We start from the raw sequence: 17,101 nt of genomic DNA, 5'->3' as shown, positions 1-17,101 counted from the left end.
AACAAAAAAAACACCCCCCCCCCCGCCTGGATAAACCCCCCGGCCTTGGGGGGGGGGGCCGGGGGGCGGGGGGGGGGGGGCGGGCGGGGGGGGGGGGGGCCCCCCGCCCCCCCCCCACCTCTCGGCGTGAATCACGGGTGCCACGATGTGCGCGGCATGGTGTGTCGCGGGGACACCGCCTGCGCCGTCGCGCCGTCGCGCCGTCGCGGTGTCGCGGTGTCGCGCCGTCACGCCGTCGCGGTGTCGCGCGCCCCCGGCACGGGCGGGCTCCGTCGGGTACGGATGTGTGCGAGCGGACGACGGGTCAGTCGGTGGGCCGCGGGGCGCGCAGATGGGCCCGCTTTCTCAGCTCGTCCGGGTCGACCAGTTCGAGCATGGGCTTCCCGGGCGCGCACACCATGGTGACCACGAACCGGGTGCGCGCGTCCGTCAGCGCGTTGCCGTCCTGGTAGTGGATCACGTCTCCGCCCGGCTCCCAGAACGTCCCGCCGGCTTCGACCACCCGCTCGGGCTCGCCCTCGAGCTCGAACCGGACCGCGCCCTCGACGACGTACCCGAACGCCGGGCCCGAGTGACGATGCGGAGGGGTCCCCGGGTCTCCGGGCTCCCAATCGACCTGAATGGTCATGGCCGAAGCGCCCTCCGGGACGGTGATCGGCGAGGCGTCCTGCAACATCTTCGCTGCCGTCATCCAGCCCTGTGACCCGGTGTGCTCGCCGGTGCCGTGCGCGTGCGCTGCGTGCTTGTCCGACACCGTGTTGTCACCTTCCGTCGGTCCGCCGCTTCGTGGGGCGGACACACCGTCACCCGGAGGCGTCATCGCGCCCCGGGCGCATGGCCGTTCGCAGTGATGACCGAGTGCCCCATGGATCTGTGACAGGGGCAGGCGGAGATCCGAAGACGGTCGGACGGTGGACGGGAGCGGAACGGTGTGAAAGGGATGCCGCCCGAGGCGCGGACCGGCGCGTTGAGTGTGGCAGCGTGTGATCGCCTCGCCTTCGACATGGGGAAGAACCGTTCCAAAGCGGCTTGTAGCATGGCGGCGCCGAAGCCGAAGGAGGCAACCATGCACGCTGGGGCCGACACCGATTCTCTCGATCAGGCGACGAGGGACTTCCTCGCGGTGCGCCCGAGGCTGTTCGGTGTCGCGTACCGGGTGCTCGGAAGCGCCGTGGAAGCGGAGGACATCGTCCAGGAGGCGTGGCTGCGGTGGCAAAACGCGGACCGCGCTCACGTCCTGGAGCCGACGGCCTTCCTGACCACGGTCACCACCCGTCTGGCCATCAACCTGGCCCAGTCCGCGAGAGTACGGCGGGAGTCCTATGTCGGCCCGTGGCTTCCCGAGCCGGTCGATACCAGCGCGGATCCGCAGGTGGGTGCCGAACGAGCCGAAGCCCTCGAACTGGCGGTTCTCTTCCTGCTGGAGAAGCTGAACCCGATGGAGCGTGCCGCCTACGTCCTGCGCGAGGCCTTCGACTACCCCTACGCGCAGATCGCGGGAATCCTGGAGACGAGTGAGGCGAACACCCGTCAACTGGTGAGCCGCGGGCGCAAACACCTGGCTGCCGAGCGCAGGGAACGCGTCGGCACGACTGATCACCGCCGCCTCCTGGAGGTGTTTCTCGCCGCCGCGCAAAAGGGTGATCTGGCGGCGCTGGAGAAGGTGCTCGCCGCGGATGTCGTCAGCTACAGCGACGGCGGAGGGCTGCGCGGCGCATCCAGGATCCCGGTCGTCGGACGCCTGCACGTCTCCAAGTACCTCGTGGCCTTCGCCCCCCGGTTCTGGCCCGGGTCGGAGGTGCGGTGGGTCGAGGCCAACGGTCGTCCCGCTGTCGTCGTCTCCTCCGGCGGGGACGTCGTGGCCCTGCTTTGCGTCGATGTGTCCGCCGAGGGGATCGACCGGATCATGTGGCTGATGAACGCGGCCAAGCTGTCGCCCTACCTGGCATCGCTGGGCGGTTGAGAACCCGATCTCGCGTCGGGCTCCGCGGCGCCCGGTGCCGCGCATCGGCGCGCCGGGGAAGCGCTCGCATGGTGGTTCCATTCGGGTCTTTCACCGGGGTGGCGCGGTGAGTGCGGCAAGGAGCCCGAAGGGCGGATGCCGGGCGTCGCGGTGCTCGGCGGCCATCCCCGGGCGGGCGGTGTCCGCGGCGCCGGCGCTCGGCAACGCCCCGCTGCCGAGGCGCACCGAACGCCGTGAGCCATGCCCTTCGGGCCTACAGCGGGATCTCGCGGAAACGACCCGGCCCGTGTGACCGGTGACCGCCGTGTGTTGTGACAACCGGCCGTCGTGGGGACCGAAAGACGAAGCCCGACCGGCTGTTGTCACAGAACGCCCGGCTACCCGGTCTGATGGGTGGTTGTCACAACATGGCCCCCACCATGCGACATCCGAGACGGGGAACATCGTGTCCACCGTGAACACTTCGTGATCGTCGGCGGCGGTCCGGCCGCGGGCAGGAGCGCGGAGGTGCCGCGTGGGCACGGCCACCGCGGCCCGCTCGTGTACGCGACCGGGATGTCACAAACACCTGAGGGGCCTGGTCGTAGTCAGTGCCCCCATTGATTCGGAGCAATCGTGGTTGCCATCGAAAAGCACCTTTCCACCACGGTCCTGGTGATCGGGACCGGCGGCGCCGGGCTGCGAGCGGCGATCGAGCTGGCAGAGGCCGGGCTCGACGTCCTCGCGGTCGGCAAACGCCCCAAGGAAGACACCCACACATCGCTCGCCGCCGGCGGGATCAACGCCGCGCTGGCCACCATGGATCCCGAGGACAGCTGGCAACAGCACGCCGCCGACACCCTCAAGGAGAGCTACCTGCTCGGCGACCCGCGCACGGCCGAGATCGTCACTCGGGGCGCGGCCCGTGGCATCGACGACCTCGAGCGCTACGGCATGGCCTTCGCCAGGGAGCAGGACGGCCGTATCTCCCAACGCTTCTTCGGCGCACACAAGTTCCGACGCACCGCCTTCGCCGGTGACTACACCGGCCTGGAGATCCAGCGCACCCTCATCCGGCGTGCGAAGCAGCTGGACATCCCCATGCTCGACACCGTGTACATCACCCGGCTCCTGGTGCACGACGGCGCCGTGTTCGGTGCCTACGGCTTCGACCTCGGCAGCGGAACCCGCCATCTCGTCCACGCCGACGCGGTGATCCTCGCGGCCGGCGGTCACACCCGTATCTGGCGGCGCACCTCGTCACGCCGCGACGAGAACACCGGCGACTCGTTCCGGCTCGCCGTCGACGCCGGTGCGCGGCTGCGCGACCCAGAACTCGTCCAGTTCCACCCCTCGGGCATCATCGAGCCGGAGAACGCGGCCGGCACCCTGGTCAGCGAGGCCGCCCGGGGCGAGGGCGGCATCCTGCGCAACGGCCTGGGCGAACGGTTCATGAATCGCTACGACCCCGCCCGCATGGAACTGTCCACACGCGACCGTGTCGCCCTCGCCGCCTACACCGAGATCAAGGAGGGCCGCGGTACACCCAACGGTGGTGTCTGGCTCGACGTCTCCCACCTGCCACGCCGGACGATCATGGACCGCCTGCCCCGCGTCTACCGGACACTGTTGGAACTACAGATGCTGGACATCACGCGTGACCCCATCGAGGTCGCACCCACGGCCCACTACTCGATGGGCGGGGTCTGGGTCCGCCCCGAGGACCACAGCACCGACGTACGCGGCCTCTACGCCATCGGGGAAGCGTCCAGCGGACTCCACGGTGCGAACCGGCTCGGCGGCAACAGCCTCATCGAACTGCTCGTCTACGGCCGGATCACCGCGCAGGCGGCCGCCGACTACTCGCGGGCCCTGACCGCCCAACCACGCTCGGCACCGGCAGTCGCCCGGGCCCGCGCCGAGATCGACGATCTGCTCACCGCGGACGGCCCCGAGAACGTCCGGGCCCTGCAGCGCGCCATCCGCAACACCATGACGGAACACGCGGGCGTCGTACGCGACGAGCAGGGGCTTCGCGCCGGACTCGCGGAACTCGAGACGATCGAGAAGCGGATGGAGAACGTCGGCATCCACCCCGACATCGCCGGCTACCAGGACCTCGCACACGCCTTCGACCTCAAGTCGGCCGCCCTCGCGGCCCGGGCCACCCTCGAAGCGGCACTCGAACGCCGCGAGACCCGCGGCTGCCACAACCGCAGCGACTACCCCGAGAGCGATCCCGCCCTCCGGGTGAACCTCGTCTGGTCCCCCACCACCGGGATCACGCACGAAGGCATTGCGCCCATCCCCGACGAGATCGCTGCCCTGATGGAGGAAGTCTCCACCGTCGGAAAACTCGCCGAATGACCCACGGGTGAACGTGTTCCGTCGAGCGTGTTCCGCCGAACGTGCTCCTCGATGCCGACCGGCTTCGCTCCCGCCCCACGAGCAACGTGCGGCCCACCCGCGTCGACAGGGAGGGCCATTCCTCGTTCGCGAACCGCTTTCACCCGATGAGCCGACGTGCAGGTGTGGGACGTCCACCCGGGGTGGACGTCTTTTCGGGCCGGTAAGGCGCGCCGAGGCCCTGCAAGCGTCAGAGGCGGATGGTGCCTGGTCGGTTCCAGGACTCACCGAAAACAGATCACGGAGCACTTCTCGACAGTCGGTGACGTCGACGTGCGCGCCCGGGACGTCACAGCCGCGCTTGGTCGGGACACCGACAGCGGCAGTATCAACGCGGTCAGGAGCACTCTCGACCGCCTGGTCGGCACGTCCCGCATCCGGCGCACCGGCAGGGGTCTGTACCGCGGCCGGAAGTCCTGAACCACCGCCGCGGGCACGGGCGAACTCGTTCCGGACACCGCCCACGGGGCAAGGCGGCGCCCGGGAACGGCACTTCCCCGGCCCGTCTCGAACGTTCGGCGGAGTTCGGTGTCTCGGTGGCGGAGTTCCTCGCCTCCCGGCGCCAGGGGACTCCGACCCCGTGGTTCCCTGACGGTGCGGATCACACGCCCTGCGGCGGCTGCCTGGGTACCGGCTCGGCGCCGGCACGGGAGAAGAGCGTCCCCACCGGGTCACGCCGGCTTCGCACCCCGGTCTTGGCGAAGATCCTCTTGAGAGCCGCACCTCCGCAGACTCCCGTTGATCGCTGCGGTTCCGCCTCGGCCGGTGAGGGCTGCGGTTCCACCTCGGCGGGTAAGGGCGGCGAATATGTCGACCGCGCCGGGGGCGTGGACGGCATCCCGGACGACCTCGGCGAGAAGTGAGGCTTCCCGACGCGGCAACTCGTGCGTTGCGAAGGTGCGTTGGGCATCGACGGGGCGGCGGTCGTCCACCACGGAATCCGAGGTGATCGGGCATCGGGCCGGCGCGTCCGGAGACCCAAGGCGGCTGAACGCCCACGCGCCGAGCGCTCGGCCGGCGCATGGCGGCGAGACGGGGCGGCTCACGGCGCCGCGGCTTCGGCCGGCTCGGCGTGTGGGGCGGCCGCCGGCTCGCCGTGCCGTGGGTTTCCCGCGGCCACGAAGGCTTCCCGGGGGCCGGTGACCGGCCTCGGATGGCGGCGTACCCCATCATCGAGCGTTTGCTCGCCGCCGGCCGGTCGAACGTCAACGACCTCCTGTCCAACGCCCACCTGTCCTGCCCCAACGGCCGCGCGTACGTGGGATTCCTGCCCAAAATCCCCGATGCCCGTGAAGCCCCATGGGTCGTGGGCCTGGTCGGCCCCGACGGAGAGATCGGCTGGACCCAGACCGTTCACCAGCTACACCCCTGGCGACCTGATCGACGCGTTCGTCGCCGCCCTCCTCGACACCGAGCACCGCAGCCCCGCCTTCGAAGACTGATACCCGGGGCGCGGCAGCACCCGGCCCGTGAGCCGCGCCCCGCTCCGCCGCTCTGCGTCCCGCCGCGTCCACGAACGAGGTACCCAGTGACCCTCCCGACCCTGGTCCCGCCGTCCCCCGACACCGACCGGCACACTCACCTCCCGGACTCCTCCTTCGACCGGCTCACCGGCTTCAGCGCCCCACACCCAGTGCTGGACCTGCTCGTCGCCGCCGGCCGGCCATGTGTCATGGACGACCTCGGGGACGTGCACCGCCAGTCCCCTGATGGAAAGGTCTAGGTCGGCTACCCAGCCGAGACGCCGCATGTGCAGAGCGCTCGCCCCTCCTCCCTCGGTTACACCGATGGGGCCGTCGCCTCTGGACACGAAGCCGCCCACACCGGCATCGGACTCCTGTCCGGGCGGACGCCGCCCCGATATCCGAACGGCTCATGGGCCGCATGGGAGGCAGCGGAGCGGTGTCCCTGAGGACCGGGCCTCCCGGCGGGCGGAGGCCCGGTGGACGGCAGGCTTCGCGTAGGTCAGCTGCGGGCCGCGATGAAGTCTGCGGCGGGGACGCTGTGTTCGGGTCGGGAGTAGGACAGGTGGGCGGCCGGGTCGGCGCCGCCGCCGCAGGCGGGGTCGCCGGTGGCGCAGTCGTCGAGGGTACGGGCCTGGTAGGTGCCGGTGATCGTGGTCGGCTTGTACAGCGGCATTCCGCGCTGCGGGCTGCCGTAGACCACGAGCGCTGTGACTCGGGGTTCGATGTTCGCCGGGATGACGGCGACGATGGGCGCGCCGGTGAGGGAACCGAGGCTGCTGACGCCGACGGAGTTGGACACGACGTTGGCGCCCTGCGAGTAGCCGACCGCCGCGAAGGTCTGGTTCGGGCAGGCGGCGGCCTGGGCTTTGATGTGCCGGACGAGGTCCCAGTTGCCGACGGACGCGGACCAGGGCTCGAGGCTGGCGGGGTAGTTCACGCGGTAGTACGAGACCGTCTTGGTGCCGGCGAGGCGGGTGTCGAGTGCGGCGACGAGGGCGTCGTAGACGGGGTCGGAGTCGGGCGGTCCGGACACGCCGAACTGCGTGCCCATGGCGTAGGTTACGTCGATGTCGGCGCACGAGTCGGCGGCAGCTGCGGCCGCGCCGGACGTGACGGTGAGAGTGCCTGCCGCCATCACTGCGGCGGTTGCCACGGCGGCGAATCTGGCGGCGGTACGGGTTCGTGACATGGAGGGCCCTTCGGTGAGGCGCCGAACGAACCGGCGCATGCCGGTGTACCGGAAGCGGGCGGCAATCCAGTGGTCCCTGCACGGGGGGCACGGGGGCGCGGCGAAGCACCGATGCATCCGTGCATCGACGGCACCGCAACCACACCACTGAGTCGCTGAATCGAGTCAGCTTCCGCGTTTCTTGTACCACTGGGGGATAAAGGCTGCAAGGAGAACCAATCGGGTGGGCATTGCATGCCGGGGGGCGACGGCTCGGGTGGCTGGTGGTGGATGCGGGGGCTGACTGCTCGATTGGAGCGATGCATGGTGGCAGCGCCTGCCAGGTGGCGCTGAATGCCGGCTGCGACCGGCCGGAGCAGTGCTTGTCGGCGACAACCGCACTTCGCTACACGCGAACCGACCGCATCGGCCGCGCGCCGCCGGCGGGGCGTGCGGAGGGGGCGGGCAGAGGCGCGGGGCGAACTCGCCTACGGAGCAGTGCATGCGGCTGCGAACGCTCGTGAGCCGTGCGTGCCTTGCCGCGACCGCTCTTCGCCGCCCACGAACCGACCCCATCGTCCGCGCGCCGCCGACAGGGCGGGCGGGCACGAGTGGCGAATACGCGGACAGAGCAAGGCGTGCTGCCGGCAGCCGCTCGTAAGCAGTGTGAGCCGGCGACAACCGCGTTTCGCTTTCCATGAACCGACCGCATCGGCCGCGCGCCGCCGACAGGGCGGGCGGGCACAAGTGGCGAACGCGCGGACAGAGCAAGGCGTGCTGCCGGCAGCCGCTCGGCAGCAGTGCATGCCGGCGACAACCGCGCTTCGCTTTCCATGAACCGACCGCATCGGCCGCGCGCCGGCGGCGAGGTGTGCGGAGGTGGGACCGAACTCGCGGGCAGCCGCGATGAATTACTCGGGTGCGCTCCGACCGGCGGCTCCGGTCGCCACGGCGGACCGCGGCAGGTCTGCGGCGGACCGCGGCGGGTCCGCGGCGATCCACAGCAGGTCCGCGGCGGGTCCGCACCCGCTCCACGGCGATCCACAGCGATCCACAGCAGGTCCACAGCGCATCCGCCCAGCGGCTCGCCCTCGTCCCCGCTGCCTTCCGCGGTCTGCGGTCTGCGGTCTGCGGTCCGCGGTGGACGCCCGGGCGGCGCGGTGCGCGAAGCGAGCCCCGTGGAAGAATCGCGCTGAGGATTCCCACTTGCGGTGCGCCGGTGGCGGCTGCGCCGGAGATTTGCGGGAGAAGACATTGCGGGAGGTCGGAGCATGAGCGGCGGCCGGCGGGGACGCGGACGGCCGGCGCGCATCGACCGCGACCGCATCGTGCAGGCGGCCCTGGAGTTGGACGCGGCCGGCGAGCCGTTGAGCATGAAGGCCGTGGCCGACCGTCTGGGGGTGCACTCGCCGAATCTGTACCACCACGTGGGCGACCGCGATTCGCTGGCGGCGCTGGTGGCTGCGGCGCGGATCGAGCGTGTACTCGACGAGTCGTGGATGCCTCCGGCGGACGCGGACTGGCGCACCTGGTTGCGGGCGTTCGCCTACGCCACCCGCGAGGCGTCGTTGACCCTGCCGGGGCATGCGGAGTACTTCGCGTTCAGCGGACCGGCCGGGCGGCGGCAGTTGGACCAGATCGAGCGGCTGCACGAGGTCCTGGTGGACGCGGGTTTCGACCCGATCGGCGCGGGGCGGTGCGTGACGCTGATCGGCGAGTTGGTGCACATCAACGTTCGCTCGGTCTTCATGCTGCGCGTCCACGGGCAGGAGCCGCATCGGGCGACGATCGGCGAAATCCTGCACGACGAGCCGGACGCGCTGCCGCTCATGCGCGCCGCGGGCCACGCCGACTACGACCCTGACGCGCAGTTCGCCTTCGACCTGGACGCGGTGCTCACCGGCCTGACGCCCTCGCCTGCCGACCGCGACCAGGGCTGAACCGAGCGCCCCGACCGCCCAGGGCCGGAGCGAGGGCCAGAGCGGGCGACCCCACCGAGCAGCCCGACCGAGAGGCCCGCCCCGGCGACCCATCCAACAATTCCACCGAGCGGCCCGAACGAGCAGCCGGACCCGGCAACCGGACCGAACGGCCCACAGGGCAACCAGACCAGGCCGACGGACCGGCAACCCGAGCAATCAGCCCAAGCAAGCCTCCCGACCGGGCAGCCCCACCAAGCAGCCCACCGAACGGCCCCACCCAGTAACCCGACCCGGCAGCCCCACCGAACAGCCCGACCACCCAGCCCGACCCGGCGACCCCACTGAACGACCCCGCCGAGCGGCCCAGGCGAACAGCCGGACCCGGCAGCCCCACCGAGCAGCCCACCGGGTGGGCCCCGCCTCGCAATCCCACCGACCGGCATCTCCGAGCGGCCCGAGCGAGAGGCACCCCGGCAATCCGAGCGAGCGTGCCACTGAACAACCCGACCCGGCGGCCGCACCAAGCGAGCCGCCGGGCAGCCCCACAGAGCGGCCCGCCCCGGCAACCCCCAGAGCAGCCCACCCCGGCGGCCCCACCGAACGACCCCGCCGAGCGGCCCAGGCGAGTAGCCCGACCCGGCGCCCGACCGAACAGCTCCACCAAGCGGCCCCGCCGAGCGGCCAACCGGGCGAACCCATCGAGCCGTCCCACCAAGCAGCCCAACCGGACAGCCCCATCGAGCCGCCCGGCCGAGCCGCCCCACCGAGCGACCCACACCCACACCCCCGCCCCGCCCCCGCCCGGGCCTGCGGGCTGAGTCTTCCCTTGCGCATTCGGCGGTTCTACACTCGGCGCCTTCCGGCCGCTGACTCGTTTCAGCGTCATTTCCGCAGCCGCACACCGTCCGATCGAGGAGTGGTCATGGCCACCGTTGCCGACGTTGCCGACCCGTCGCTCTACCCGACCCCCCTGCCCGAGTCCGCCCGACGGATCGAACTGCGTACGGCCGGTGGGCCGCTCGCTGCCCTGGAGATCATGCCGCCGGCAGGCGTCGAGACGCGGGGCACCGCGGTACTGGTGCCCGGGTTCAGCGGTTCGAAGGAAGACTTCCTGCCGATGCTGGAGCCGTTGGCCGCCGAGGGGTACCGCGTCGTGTCGTACGACCAGCGCGGCCAGTTCCAGTCGCCCGGACCGACCCGGTGGCGGGAGTACGACGTGGCCACCTTCGCGGCCGAACTGGCCGAGGTCATCGCGGCCGTCGATCCCGCGCCGGTGCACCTGCTGGGACACAGCTTCGGCGGGATCGTGGCGCAGCGCGCCGTGGCGGACGCGCCGTCGAGCGTGCGGAGCCTGACATTGCTCGGCACAGGTCCGGGCAACACCGATTTCGCGGGCGCGAGGATGGTCGGGCCGCTCGTGTGGATCCTGCGGATCGGCGGGACGTCGCTGCTGTGGAAGCTCATGCGCGGCCAACTGAGGAAGGCCGGACTCGCGCACGGCTCGCAGGTGTGGCTGAAGCACCGGCTCGTCCACACCCACAAGGCAAACCTGATCGGGATCATCCGCGCGATGCTGGGAGAGCCGTCGCGGGTGGCGGCGTTGGCGCAAACGGACGTGCGCTTCCTGGTGATGTGCGGCGAGAACGACCAGCCGTGGACGCCCGCGACGCAAGCGAAGATGGCGCGGAACCTGAACGCGCGGTACGTCGTGATCGCGGACGCGGGGCACACGCCGAACGAGGAACGGCCGGAGGAAACCGCGAGGGCGCTCGCGGACTTCTGGATTTCGGTGGACGTGGAGAGCTGAGGGGCCCACCCAGCCGCCCTCCCGCCCGGCCCTCCGGCCCACCAGCCCTCCGGCCCTCCGGCCCACCAGCCCACGAGGCCGGCCCCGCCGACCCTGCCCCCGGCTGCCTGCGGCTGCCCACCCGCAGACGCCCGCCCGGCGCCCCCACCCGGCGCCCTCGCCTGGCACCCCGCCGAACCCTCGCCCGCGTGACGATCCTCGGCAGCGTGCGTGGGCGCCGACGGACAAGCAACGCCGACCCCCATCCGCTGCGGCGATCCCCCGAGAGTCAAGCCTCCAAGCCGCCTCGTGCCGCAGTCGACGGCACGCCCTGCAGACCCAACCCACAAGGACCTGCAGGGCACTCCGGGCACGGCCGCGATCGACTTCGGCATGTCCGCCGATCGCCGCGCGGCCACTTCGGCACCCCTCTGGGAATCACGGCCCACCCACCCCGGCGCTCCCAGGGAATCGCCACCACCAACCTCGGTAGACCTCCCCGTACGGAGGTGGGGTGGCGGCCCTCTCGGCGTGTGCGGAAGTTGGTGGGCCGACTCCCTGACGTGTTCCGAAGCGGGCACGCGGCAATGTGGCAGATCCGCCGAGGTTGGCGAGCGGCAATTCCCCGGCGGCGCGCCAAGGGTTGGAGGGCTTGGGCGGGCCGACTCCCTGGCGTGTCCCGAAGCTGGCACGCGGCAATGCGGCAGATCCGCCGAGGTTGGCGAGCGGCGATCCCCCGGGGGCGCAGTAGCGGGTGTCGAGCGGTCGAGGTGCGCCGAGCAGTCGCGGTGTCGAGCGGTCGCGGCGCGCCGAGCAGTCGCGGCGCGCCGAGCAGTGTCGAGCGGTCGGTGGGCGCCGCTTCCTCGGGGCGTGCGGAGGTCGGTCGGTGCACTGATCACCCCCGGAATCGCCGAGAAGTCCCCTCCCCAAGGGGCTGGACATTTATTTAATCTCGAATAAACAATTGGGCTCCGCACCGGGAGACGTCACGGCCGCATACGCGCAGTCGGGGGTGTCACGCCTGCGGGTTCGTCTGTGTGGTGACCGTTCCGAGCCGCGAAGGATGCCCGATGCGTACGACCTTCCGCCCCCCTGCGCCTGATCCGTCCCATGGGCGGCACGGCCGGCGATCGCGTCATCCGGCCGGGCCACAGGCAACGGCCGGGCGCAACCAACTTGCTCGGTCCGGGCGTTGCCGATGAGCGGCGCGGTGGACGATGCCACCAGGAACGAAGCCGACGATGCCACCGGGCACGAAGCCCACCATGCCACCCGAGACGAAGGCACCAGGCACGACGCCACCCGGGACGAAACCACCGAAGCCGTCGCCCCTCGGGCCGAACACCGCCGCCTCGCCGCGGAGTTGGCCATCGAACTCGTCGATGCCGAGGCGGAGCGTGCCCGGGCGGCCGAGGTCGAACGTGAGGTGCTGTTCGCCGACGATCTGCTGCCCGGAGTGGGCGGCGAGCAGCTGACCCTTCGTCAGGGCCTTGCCGCGGGCGGGTCGGCGACGTTCCTGACGCTGATGGCGCTGTCCGCGTTCGACGAGTTGGAGACCGCGACACTGGGCGTGCTCGCCCCGGACATCCGTGACTCGTTCGGGATGAGCGACGGCGCGATCGTGTTCCTGTCGGCGGCGTCGGGCGCGTTCCTGGTCCTCGGTGCGCTGCCGATGGGCTGGTTGGCGGACCGGTATCGGCGCGGCAGGGTCGCCGGGTGGGCCGGACTGGCCTTCGCCGCCTTCGTGTTCGCGTGCGGTATGGCGGCGAACGTCTTCCTGATGTTCCTCGCCCGGCTGGGCGTCGGGGTGGCCAAGGCGAGCACGCTGCCGGTGCACGGCTCGCTGAACGCGGACACCTACCCCATCGGGGTAAGGGGCCGCATCGCCGCGGCGACCGGTATGGCGGGCCGCCTCGCGGGGGTGCTGAGTCCGCTGGTGGTCGGCGCGATCGCCGCCGTGGCGGGCGGCGACGACGGCTGGCGCTGGGCGTTCTTCATCCTGGGCGTGCCCACCGCGCTCGTGGCGCTGTACGCCTTTCGGCTGCCCGAACCCCCGCGCGGACAGCACGAGATGAAGGCGGTGCTCGGCGAGGTCATCACCCACGACAAGCCGATGCCGATCTCGATCGAGGCGGCGTTCGCCCGGCTGATGCGCATCCGCACCACCAGGACGGTCGTCCTGGCGTTCGCGGCCATGGGCTTCGGGCTGTTCACCGGACCGGTGCTGACCAACCTGTGGATGGAGGACCACTTCGGGCTCGGCACCTTCGAGCGCGGGGTGTACGGCACTCTCGGCGGCCTGGGCGTGCTGGCCGTGCTGCCGTTCGTCGGCCCGCGCTACGACCGGCTCTACCGCACCGACCCGGCGCGCGCCCTGAAGCTGGTCGGCTATCTGATCCTGCCGGTGGCGGCGCTGACGCCGGTGCAGTGGTTCATGCCGACCGCGCCGGCGTTCGTCATCGCGCAGATGTTGCCGCTCGTCCTGCTGTCCGCGGCGTTCGCGATGATCGGCCCGGTCATGCAGTCCGTATCCCCGTACCGACTGCGCGGATTGGGCACCGCGCTCGCGGCGATCCACATCTTCTTCATCGGCGCGACCGGCGGCTCGCTGCTGTCCGCGCTCATCCTGGACTCGTACGACGCGCGCGCGGCGGCACTGGTCATCGGCGTGCCGGCGACGCTGGTGGGCAGCCTGATGCTGATCCGCAGCTCCTCGTTCATCAAACACGACCTTGCCCTGGTCGTCCACGAGCTGCGGGAGGAGCTCGCGGAGCGGGACCGCCAGGCCCGGGACCCGGAGCGGGTCCCGGTGCTCCAGGTCAACGACGTCGACTTCGAGTACGGCAACGTACAGGTGCTGTTCGGTGTCGGGTTCGAAGTCCGGCGCGGCGAAGTCCTCGCCCTCCTGGGCACGAACGGCGCCGGCAAGTCCACGATCCTGAAGGCGATCTGCGGCCTCGGGACCCCTTCTCGCGGCGTGGTCCGGCTCAACGGGAAGACCGTCACGTACGTCTCGCCCGAGCGGCGCGGCCGGTACGGGATCCGCCTGCTGCCCGGCGGCAAGGGCACCTTCCCCGGCATGACCGTGGCGGAGAACCTGGAGATGGCCGCCTTCGGGCTGCGTGACCGGGACCGGGCGCACCGCGATGCCCGACTCGCCTACGTGCTGGACGTGTTCCCCGATCTGAACGCCCGCCTCGCCCAGCGGGCGGGCAGCATGTCCGGCGGCCAGCAGCAGCAACTCGCCCTCGCCATGGTGCTGATGCACGATCCCGAGGTGCTGCTCATCGACGAACTCTCGCTCGGGCTCGCGCCCGTCGTGGTCCGGGACCTCCTCGCGGTGATCGAGCGCCTCAAGGCGGACGGCATGACGATGATCATCGTCGAGCAGTCCCTGAACGTGGCGCTGGCGATCGCCGATCGGGCGGTCTTCCTGGAGAAGGGGCAGGTCCGGTTCACCGGCGACGCTCGCGAGCTGGCCGAGCGCGACGACCTCGCCCGCGCGGTGTTCCTCGGCAAGGACGGTGGCTGATCGTGATCGAACTCACCCGGCAACTCGCCTTCGACGGCGTCGTCAACGGCATGGTCGTCGGCCTGCTCGCGATGGGCATCGTCCTGGTCCACCGCTCCACCCGCATCGTCAACTTCGCCGTGGCCAACATGGGTCTGGTCGGCTCGGCGCTGTTCGCCCTGCTGAACCTGCGCTACGGCGTCCCGTTCTGGATCGCGCTGGCCGTCTCCCTCGTCGTCGGGACCGGATTCGGTGCGGTCGTCGATCTCGTGGTGGTACGACGCCTGTTCGCCGCGCCGCGGGTGATCCTCCTGGTCGCCACGATCGGCGTCGCCCAGTTGGCGCTGGTGATCGTCATGGCCTATCCGGAGGTCGACGCGGCGAACACGTATCCGGTGTGGTCCACGTCGAGGTGGAGTCCGGCCGGCGTGGAGGTCACCGCGACCCAACTCGCCGTGCTCGTCGTGGTCCCGCTCGTCGCGCTCGCGCTCGGCTGGTTCCTGGCCCGTACCGTGCTCGGCAAGACGGTCAAGGCCTCGGCGGACAACCCGGATCTGGCCAGGCTCAACGGCATCAGCCCCAAGGCCGTCTCCACCGCGGTGTGGGCGATCGCCGGGCTGGTCGCGACGATCTGCCTGATCCTGATCTCCGGCCGTACCGGTTCGGTCGGTTCCCCCGCGGTGCTGGGCATGACCACTTTGATGAGGGCGCTGGCGGCCGCGGTGATCGCCCGTATGGTCTCCTTCCGGGTCGCCCTGGTCGCCGGGGTGTTCCTCGGGTTCCTGGAATCCGTCGTCCAGTTCAACTGGATCGACCGGCCGGGCCTGACCGACGTGGTCGTCTTCGCGCTCGTGCTCGTCGCGGTGTTCGTCGTGGGGCGCGGCCCGGACACCGAGACGTCGACGTTCTCCTTCGCGCCCAAGGTCCGGCCTGTCCCGGTACGCCTACAAGAGCTGTGGTGGGTGCGCAATCTCGAGCGATTCGGTCTGGTGTTCCTCGGGTTGATCGCGGTCGTCCTGCCGCTGCTCGTCACGCAGCCGTCCAAGCAGCTGCTCTACACGACCATCCTGGCGTATGCGATCTGCGCCGCCTCGGTCACCGTGCTCACCGGCTGGGCCGGGCAACTCTCGCTCGGGCAGATGGCGTTCGCCGGGATCGGCGCGCTCACCGCGGCCTCGCTCTCGCGCGGACTGCGGCTGGACATCGGGGGCGGCAACGTCCTCGTGGTCCAGCGCCTGACGTTCCCCACCGCCGTGTGCGTCGCGGCGCTGCTGACCGCGGCCCTTGCCGCCGTGATCGGCGCGGGCGCACTGCGTGTGCGGGGACTGCTTCTGGCGGTCAGCACCCTCGCGTTCGCGGTGGCCTGCGAACAGTGGGTCTACACCCAGGACGTCTTCCACGACAGTCCGACGCAGACCGCTGCGTCCTTCCCCCGCACCGACGTCTTCGGGATCGACGTCACCGCGCAACGCTCCTACTACTACGTGGTGTTGGTCGTGCTCGTGGCCGTCCTCGCGGTGACCGGCAGGCTGCGCCGTACCGGCGTGGGCCGCACCACGATCGGGGTACGCGACAACCCGGCGTCCGCGTCCGCGTACACCGTCCCCGCGGCGCGCGTGAAACTACGGGCGTTCGCCCTGGCGGGAGGCGTCGCCGGACTCGGCGGGGCCCTCCTCGCGGGCGCGCTTCAGACGGTGCCCTACGGCGACGCCTACTTCCGCAGCTCGGACTCCCTGATGCTGGTATCCGTCGTCGTCATCGGCGGACTGGGCACCACCTCGGGCCCGGTATGGGGATCGTTGTGGGTGATCGGCCTGCCCGCGGTGTTCCCCGACAACTCCATCGTGCCGCTGCTCGCCTCCAGCCTCGGCCTGTTGATGCTGCTGCTGTACTTCCCCGGCGGCCTGGTCCGGATCGGCTACGCGCTGCGCGATGCCGTGCTCTCCCGGGCGGAACGACGGCTGGGCCCGGCACCGGCGAGGGCCGTCGGTGTCGTCCCCGGGTCGCTCACCCCCACCTCGCGCGCACCGCTGCCGGACGGGAAGCCGGTGCTGGCGACCTCGAACATCCGGGTCCGGTTCGGCGGCGTCGACGCCGTCGACGGCGTGGCGATCGAGGTCATGCCGAACGAGATCGTCGGCCTGATCGGCACCAACGGCGCCGGCAAGTCCACGCTGATGAACGCCATCGGCGGGTTCGTCCCCGCAACCGGCACCATCGAACTCCTCGGCCGGGACGTGTCCGCACTGGCGCCCGCGCGCCGCGCGTGCGTGGGCTTGGGCCGCACCTTCCAGGCCGCGACGCTCTTTCCCGAACTCACGGTCACCGAGACCGTGCAGATCGCCCTGGAGGCGCGCGGGCGGACCGGACTGCTGTCGTCCGCGTTGTGGTTGCCGAAGTCGATCAGGGGCGAACGCGCCAAGAAGTCCGAAGCGGGCGACCTGATCGACTTCCTCGGACTCGGCCGCTACGCCAACGCGTTCATCGGCGACCTGTCCACCGGCACCCGGCGCATCGTCGAACTCGCCGGTCTGCTCGCGCTCGACGCCCGCGTCCTGTGCCTGGACGAGCCGACCGCCGGTGTCGCACAGCGCGAGACGGAGGCGTTCGGCCCGCTCATTCGGGAGATCCGCCGTGAACTCGGCGCGTCCATGCTGATCATCGAGCACGACATGCCGCTGATCATGGGCATCAGCGACCGCGTGTACTGCCTGGAGACCGGCCGCGTCATCGCCGCCGGCTCGCCGTCCGCCGTACGCGACGACCCCAAGGTCGTCGCGAGTTACCTGGGCACCGACGAACGCGCCATCGAACGCAGCGACCCCGTGCCCACCTGAGCCGGTCCGGTCGCCGGTCACACCCCCTCGGTTGTGCTCCGCCCTGTGGTGCCACGGCCCTCT

Annotated in this window: 9 protein-coding genes; 7 read left to right on the top strand and 2 right to left on the bottom strand. The window is 71.1% G+C overall.

Translation table 11 applies throughout. From position 1 onward, the window contains the following. Positions 1–304 precede the first annotated feature (304 nt). The gene (locus ACFZBU_RS04065; RefSeq protein WP_391582437.1) at positions 305–691 is read right to left on the bottom strand and encodes a cupin domain-containing protein; all 387 of its coding nucleotides are present in this window, start codon (positions 689–691) and stop codon (positions 305–307) included. A 375-nt stretch (positions 692–1,066) separates the two neighbouring features. Here ACFZBU_RS04065 and ACFZBU_RS04060 point away from each other — a divergent pair, with 375 nt between their 5' ends. The 3 genes from ACFZBU_RS04060 (at position 1,067) to ACFZBU_RS04050 (ending at position 6,071) form a co-directional block, all read left to right on the top strand. Beyond that, positions 1,067–1,963, top strand: a complete 897-nt coding sequence (locus tag ACFZBU_RS04060) for an RNA polymerase sigma-70 factor (RefSeq protein ID WP_391581908.1) — start codon at positions 1,067–1,069, stop codon at positions 1,961–1,963. Positions 1,964–2,578: 615 nt separating this feature from the next. Next, on the top strand, positions 2,579–4,309 hold the full coding sequence (locus ACFZBU_RS04055) for an L-aspartate oxidase (protein ID WP_391581907.1): 1,731 nt from the start codon (positions 2,579–2,581) through the stop codon (positions 4,307–4,309). A 1,567-nt stretch (positions 4,310–5,876) separates the two neighbouring features. After that, positions 5,877–6,071, top strand: coding sequence for a hypothetical protein (locus tag ACFZBU_RS04050; protein WP_391581906.1), 195 nt, complete (start codon positions 5,877–5,879; stop codon positions 6,069–6,071). 242 nt (positions 6,072–6,313) lie between these two features. On the opposite strand, the gene ACFZBU_RS04045 is transcribed toward ACFZBU_RS04050, so the two are convergent. Next, positions 6,314–7,003, bottom strand: coding sequence for a cutinase family protein (locus tag ACFZBU_RS04045; protein WP_391581905.1), 690 nt, complete (start codon positions 7,001–7,003; stop codon positions 6,314–6,316). Positions 7,004–8,253: 1,250 nt separating this feature from the next. Between ACFZBU_RS04045 and ACFZBU_RS04040 the strand changes: the two genes are divergently transcribed. The 4 genes from ACFZBU_RS04040 (at position 8,254) to ACFZBU_RS04025 (ending at position 17,038) form a co-directional block, all read left to right on the top strand. Beyond that, complete coding sequence (locus tag ACFZBU_RS04040; RefSeq protein ID WP_391581904.1) at positions 8,254–8,922, top strand: TetR/AcrR family transcriptional regulator C-terminal domain-containing protein; 669 nt, start codon at positions 8,254–8,256, stop codon at positions 8,920–8,922. 904 nt (positions 8,923–9,826) lie between these two features. Next, a complete protein-coding gene (locus ACFZBU_RS04035) occupies positions 9,827–10,711 on the top strand; it encodes an alpha/beta fold hydrolase (RefSeq protein WP_391581903.1) in 885 nt (294 codons plus the stop codon). A gap of 1,189 nt (positions 10,712–11,900) precedes the next feature. Further along, entirely contained in the window at positions 11,901–14,222 is a 2,322-nt protein-coding gene (locus ACFZBU_RS04030; protein WP_391581902.1) for an ATP-binding protein, read from the top strand. A gap of 2 nt (positions 14,223–14,224) precedes the next feature. Next, entirely contained in the window at positions 14,225–17,038 is a 2,814-nt protein-coding gene (locus ACFZBU_RS04025) for an ATP-binding cassette domain-containing protein (RefSeq protein ID WP_391581901.1), read from the top strand. Positions 17,039–17,101 lie beyond the last annotated feature (63 nt).

It is taken from the genome of Embleya sp. NPDC008237 (genome assembly GCF_042956465.1).
In the GTDB taxonomy this organism is placed as follows: Bacteria; Actinomycetota; Actinomycetes; order Streptomycetales; family Streptomycetaceae; genus Embleya.
The sequence above is the reverse complement of the archived record's forward strand: the minus strand, read 5'-3'. Positions and strand labels throughout refer to the sequence as shown.

Coding starts and splice junctions, on each gene's coding strand:
- ACFZBU_RS04065 (WP_391582437.1), bottom strand. CDS start 691: ATGACGGCAGCGAAGATGTTGCAGGACGCCTCGCCGATCACCGTCCCG.
- ACFZBU_RS04060 (WP_391581908.1), top strand. CDS start 1,067: ATGCACGCTGGGGCCGACACCGATTCTCTCGATCAGGCGACGAGGGAC.
- ACFZBU_RS04045 (WP_391581905.1), bottom strand. CDS start 7,003: ATGTCACGAACCCGTACCGCCGCCAGATTCGCCGCCGTGGCAACCGCC.
- ACFZBU_RS04040 (WP_391581904.1), top strand. CDS start 8,254: ATGAGCGGCGGCCGGCGGGGACGCGGACGGCCGGCGCGCATCGACCGC.
- ACFZBU_RS04035 (WP_391581903.1), top strand. CDS start 9,827: ATGGCCACCGTTGCCGACGTTGCCGACCCGTCGCTCTACCCGACCCCC.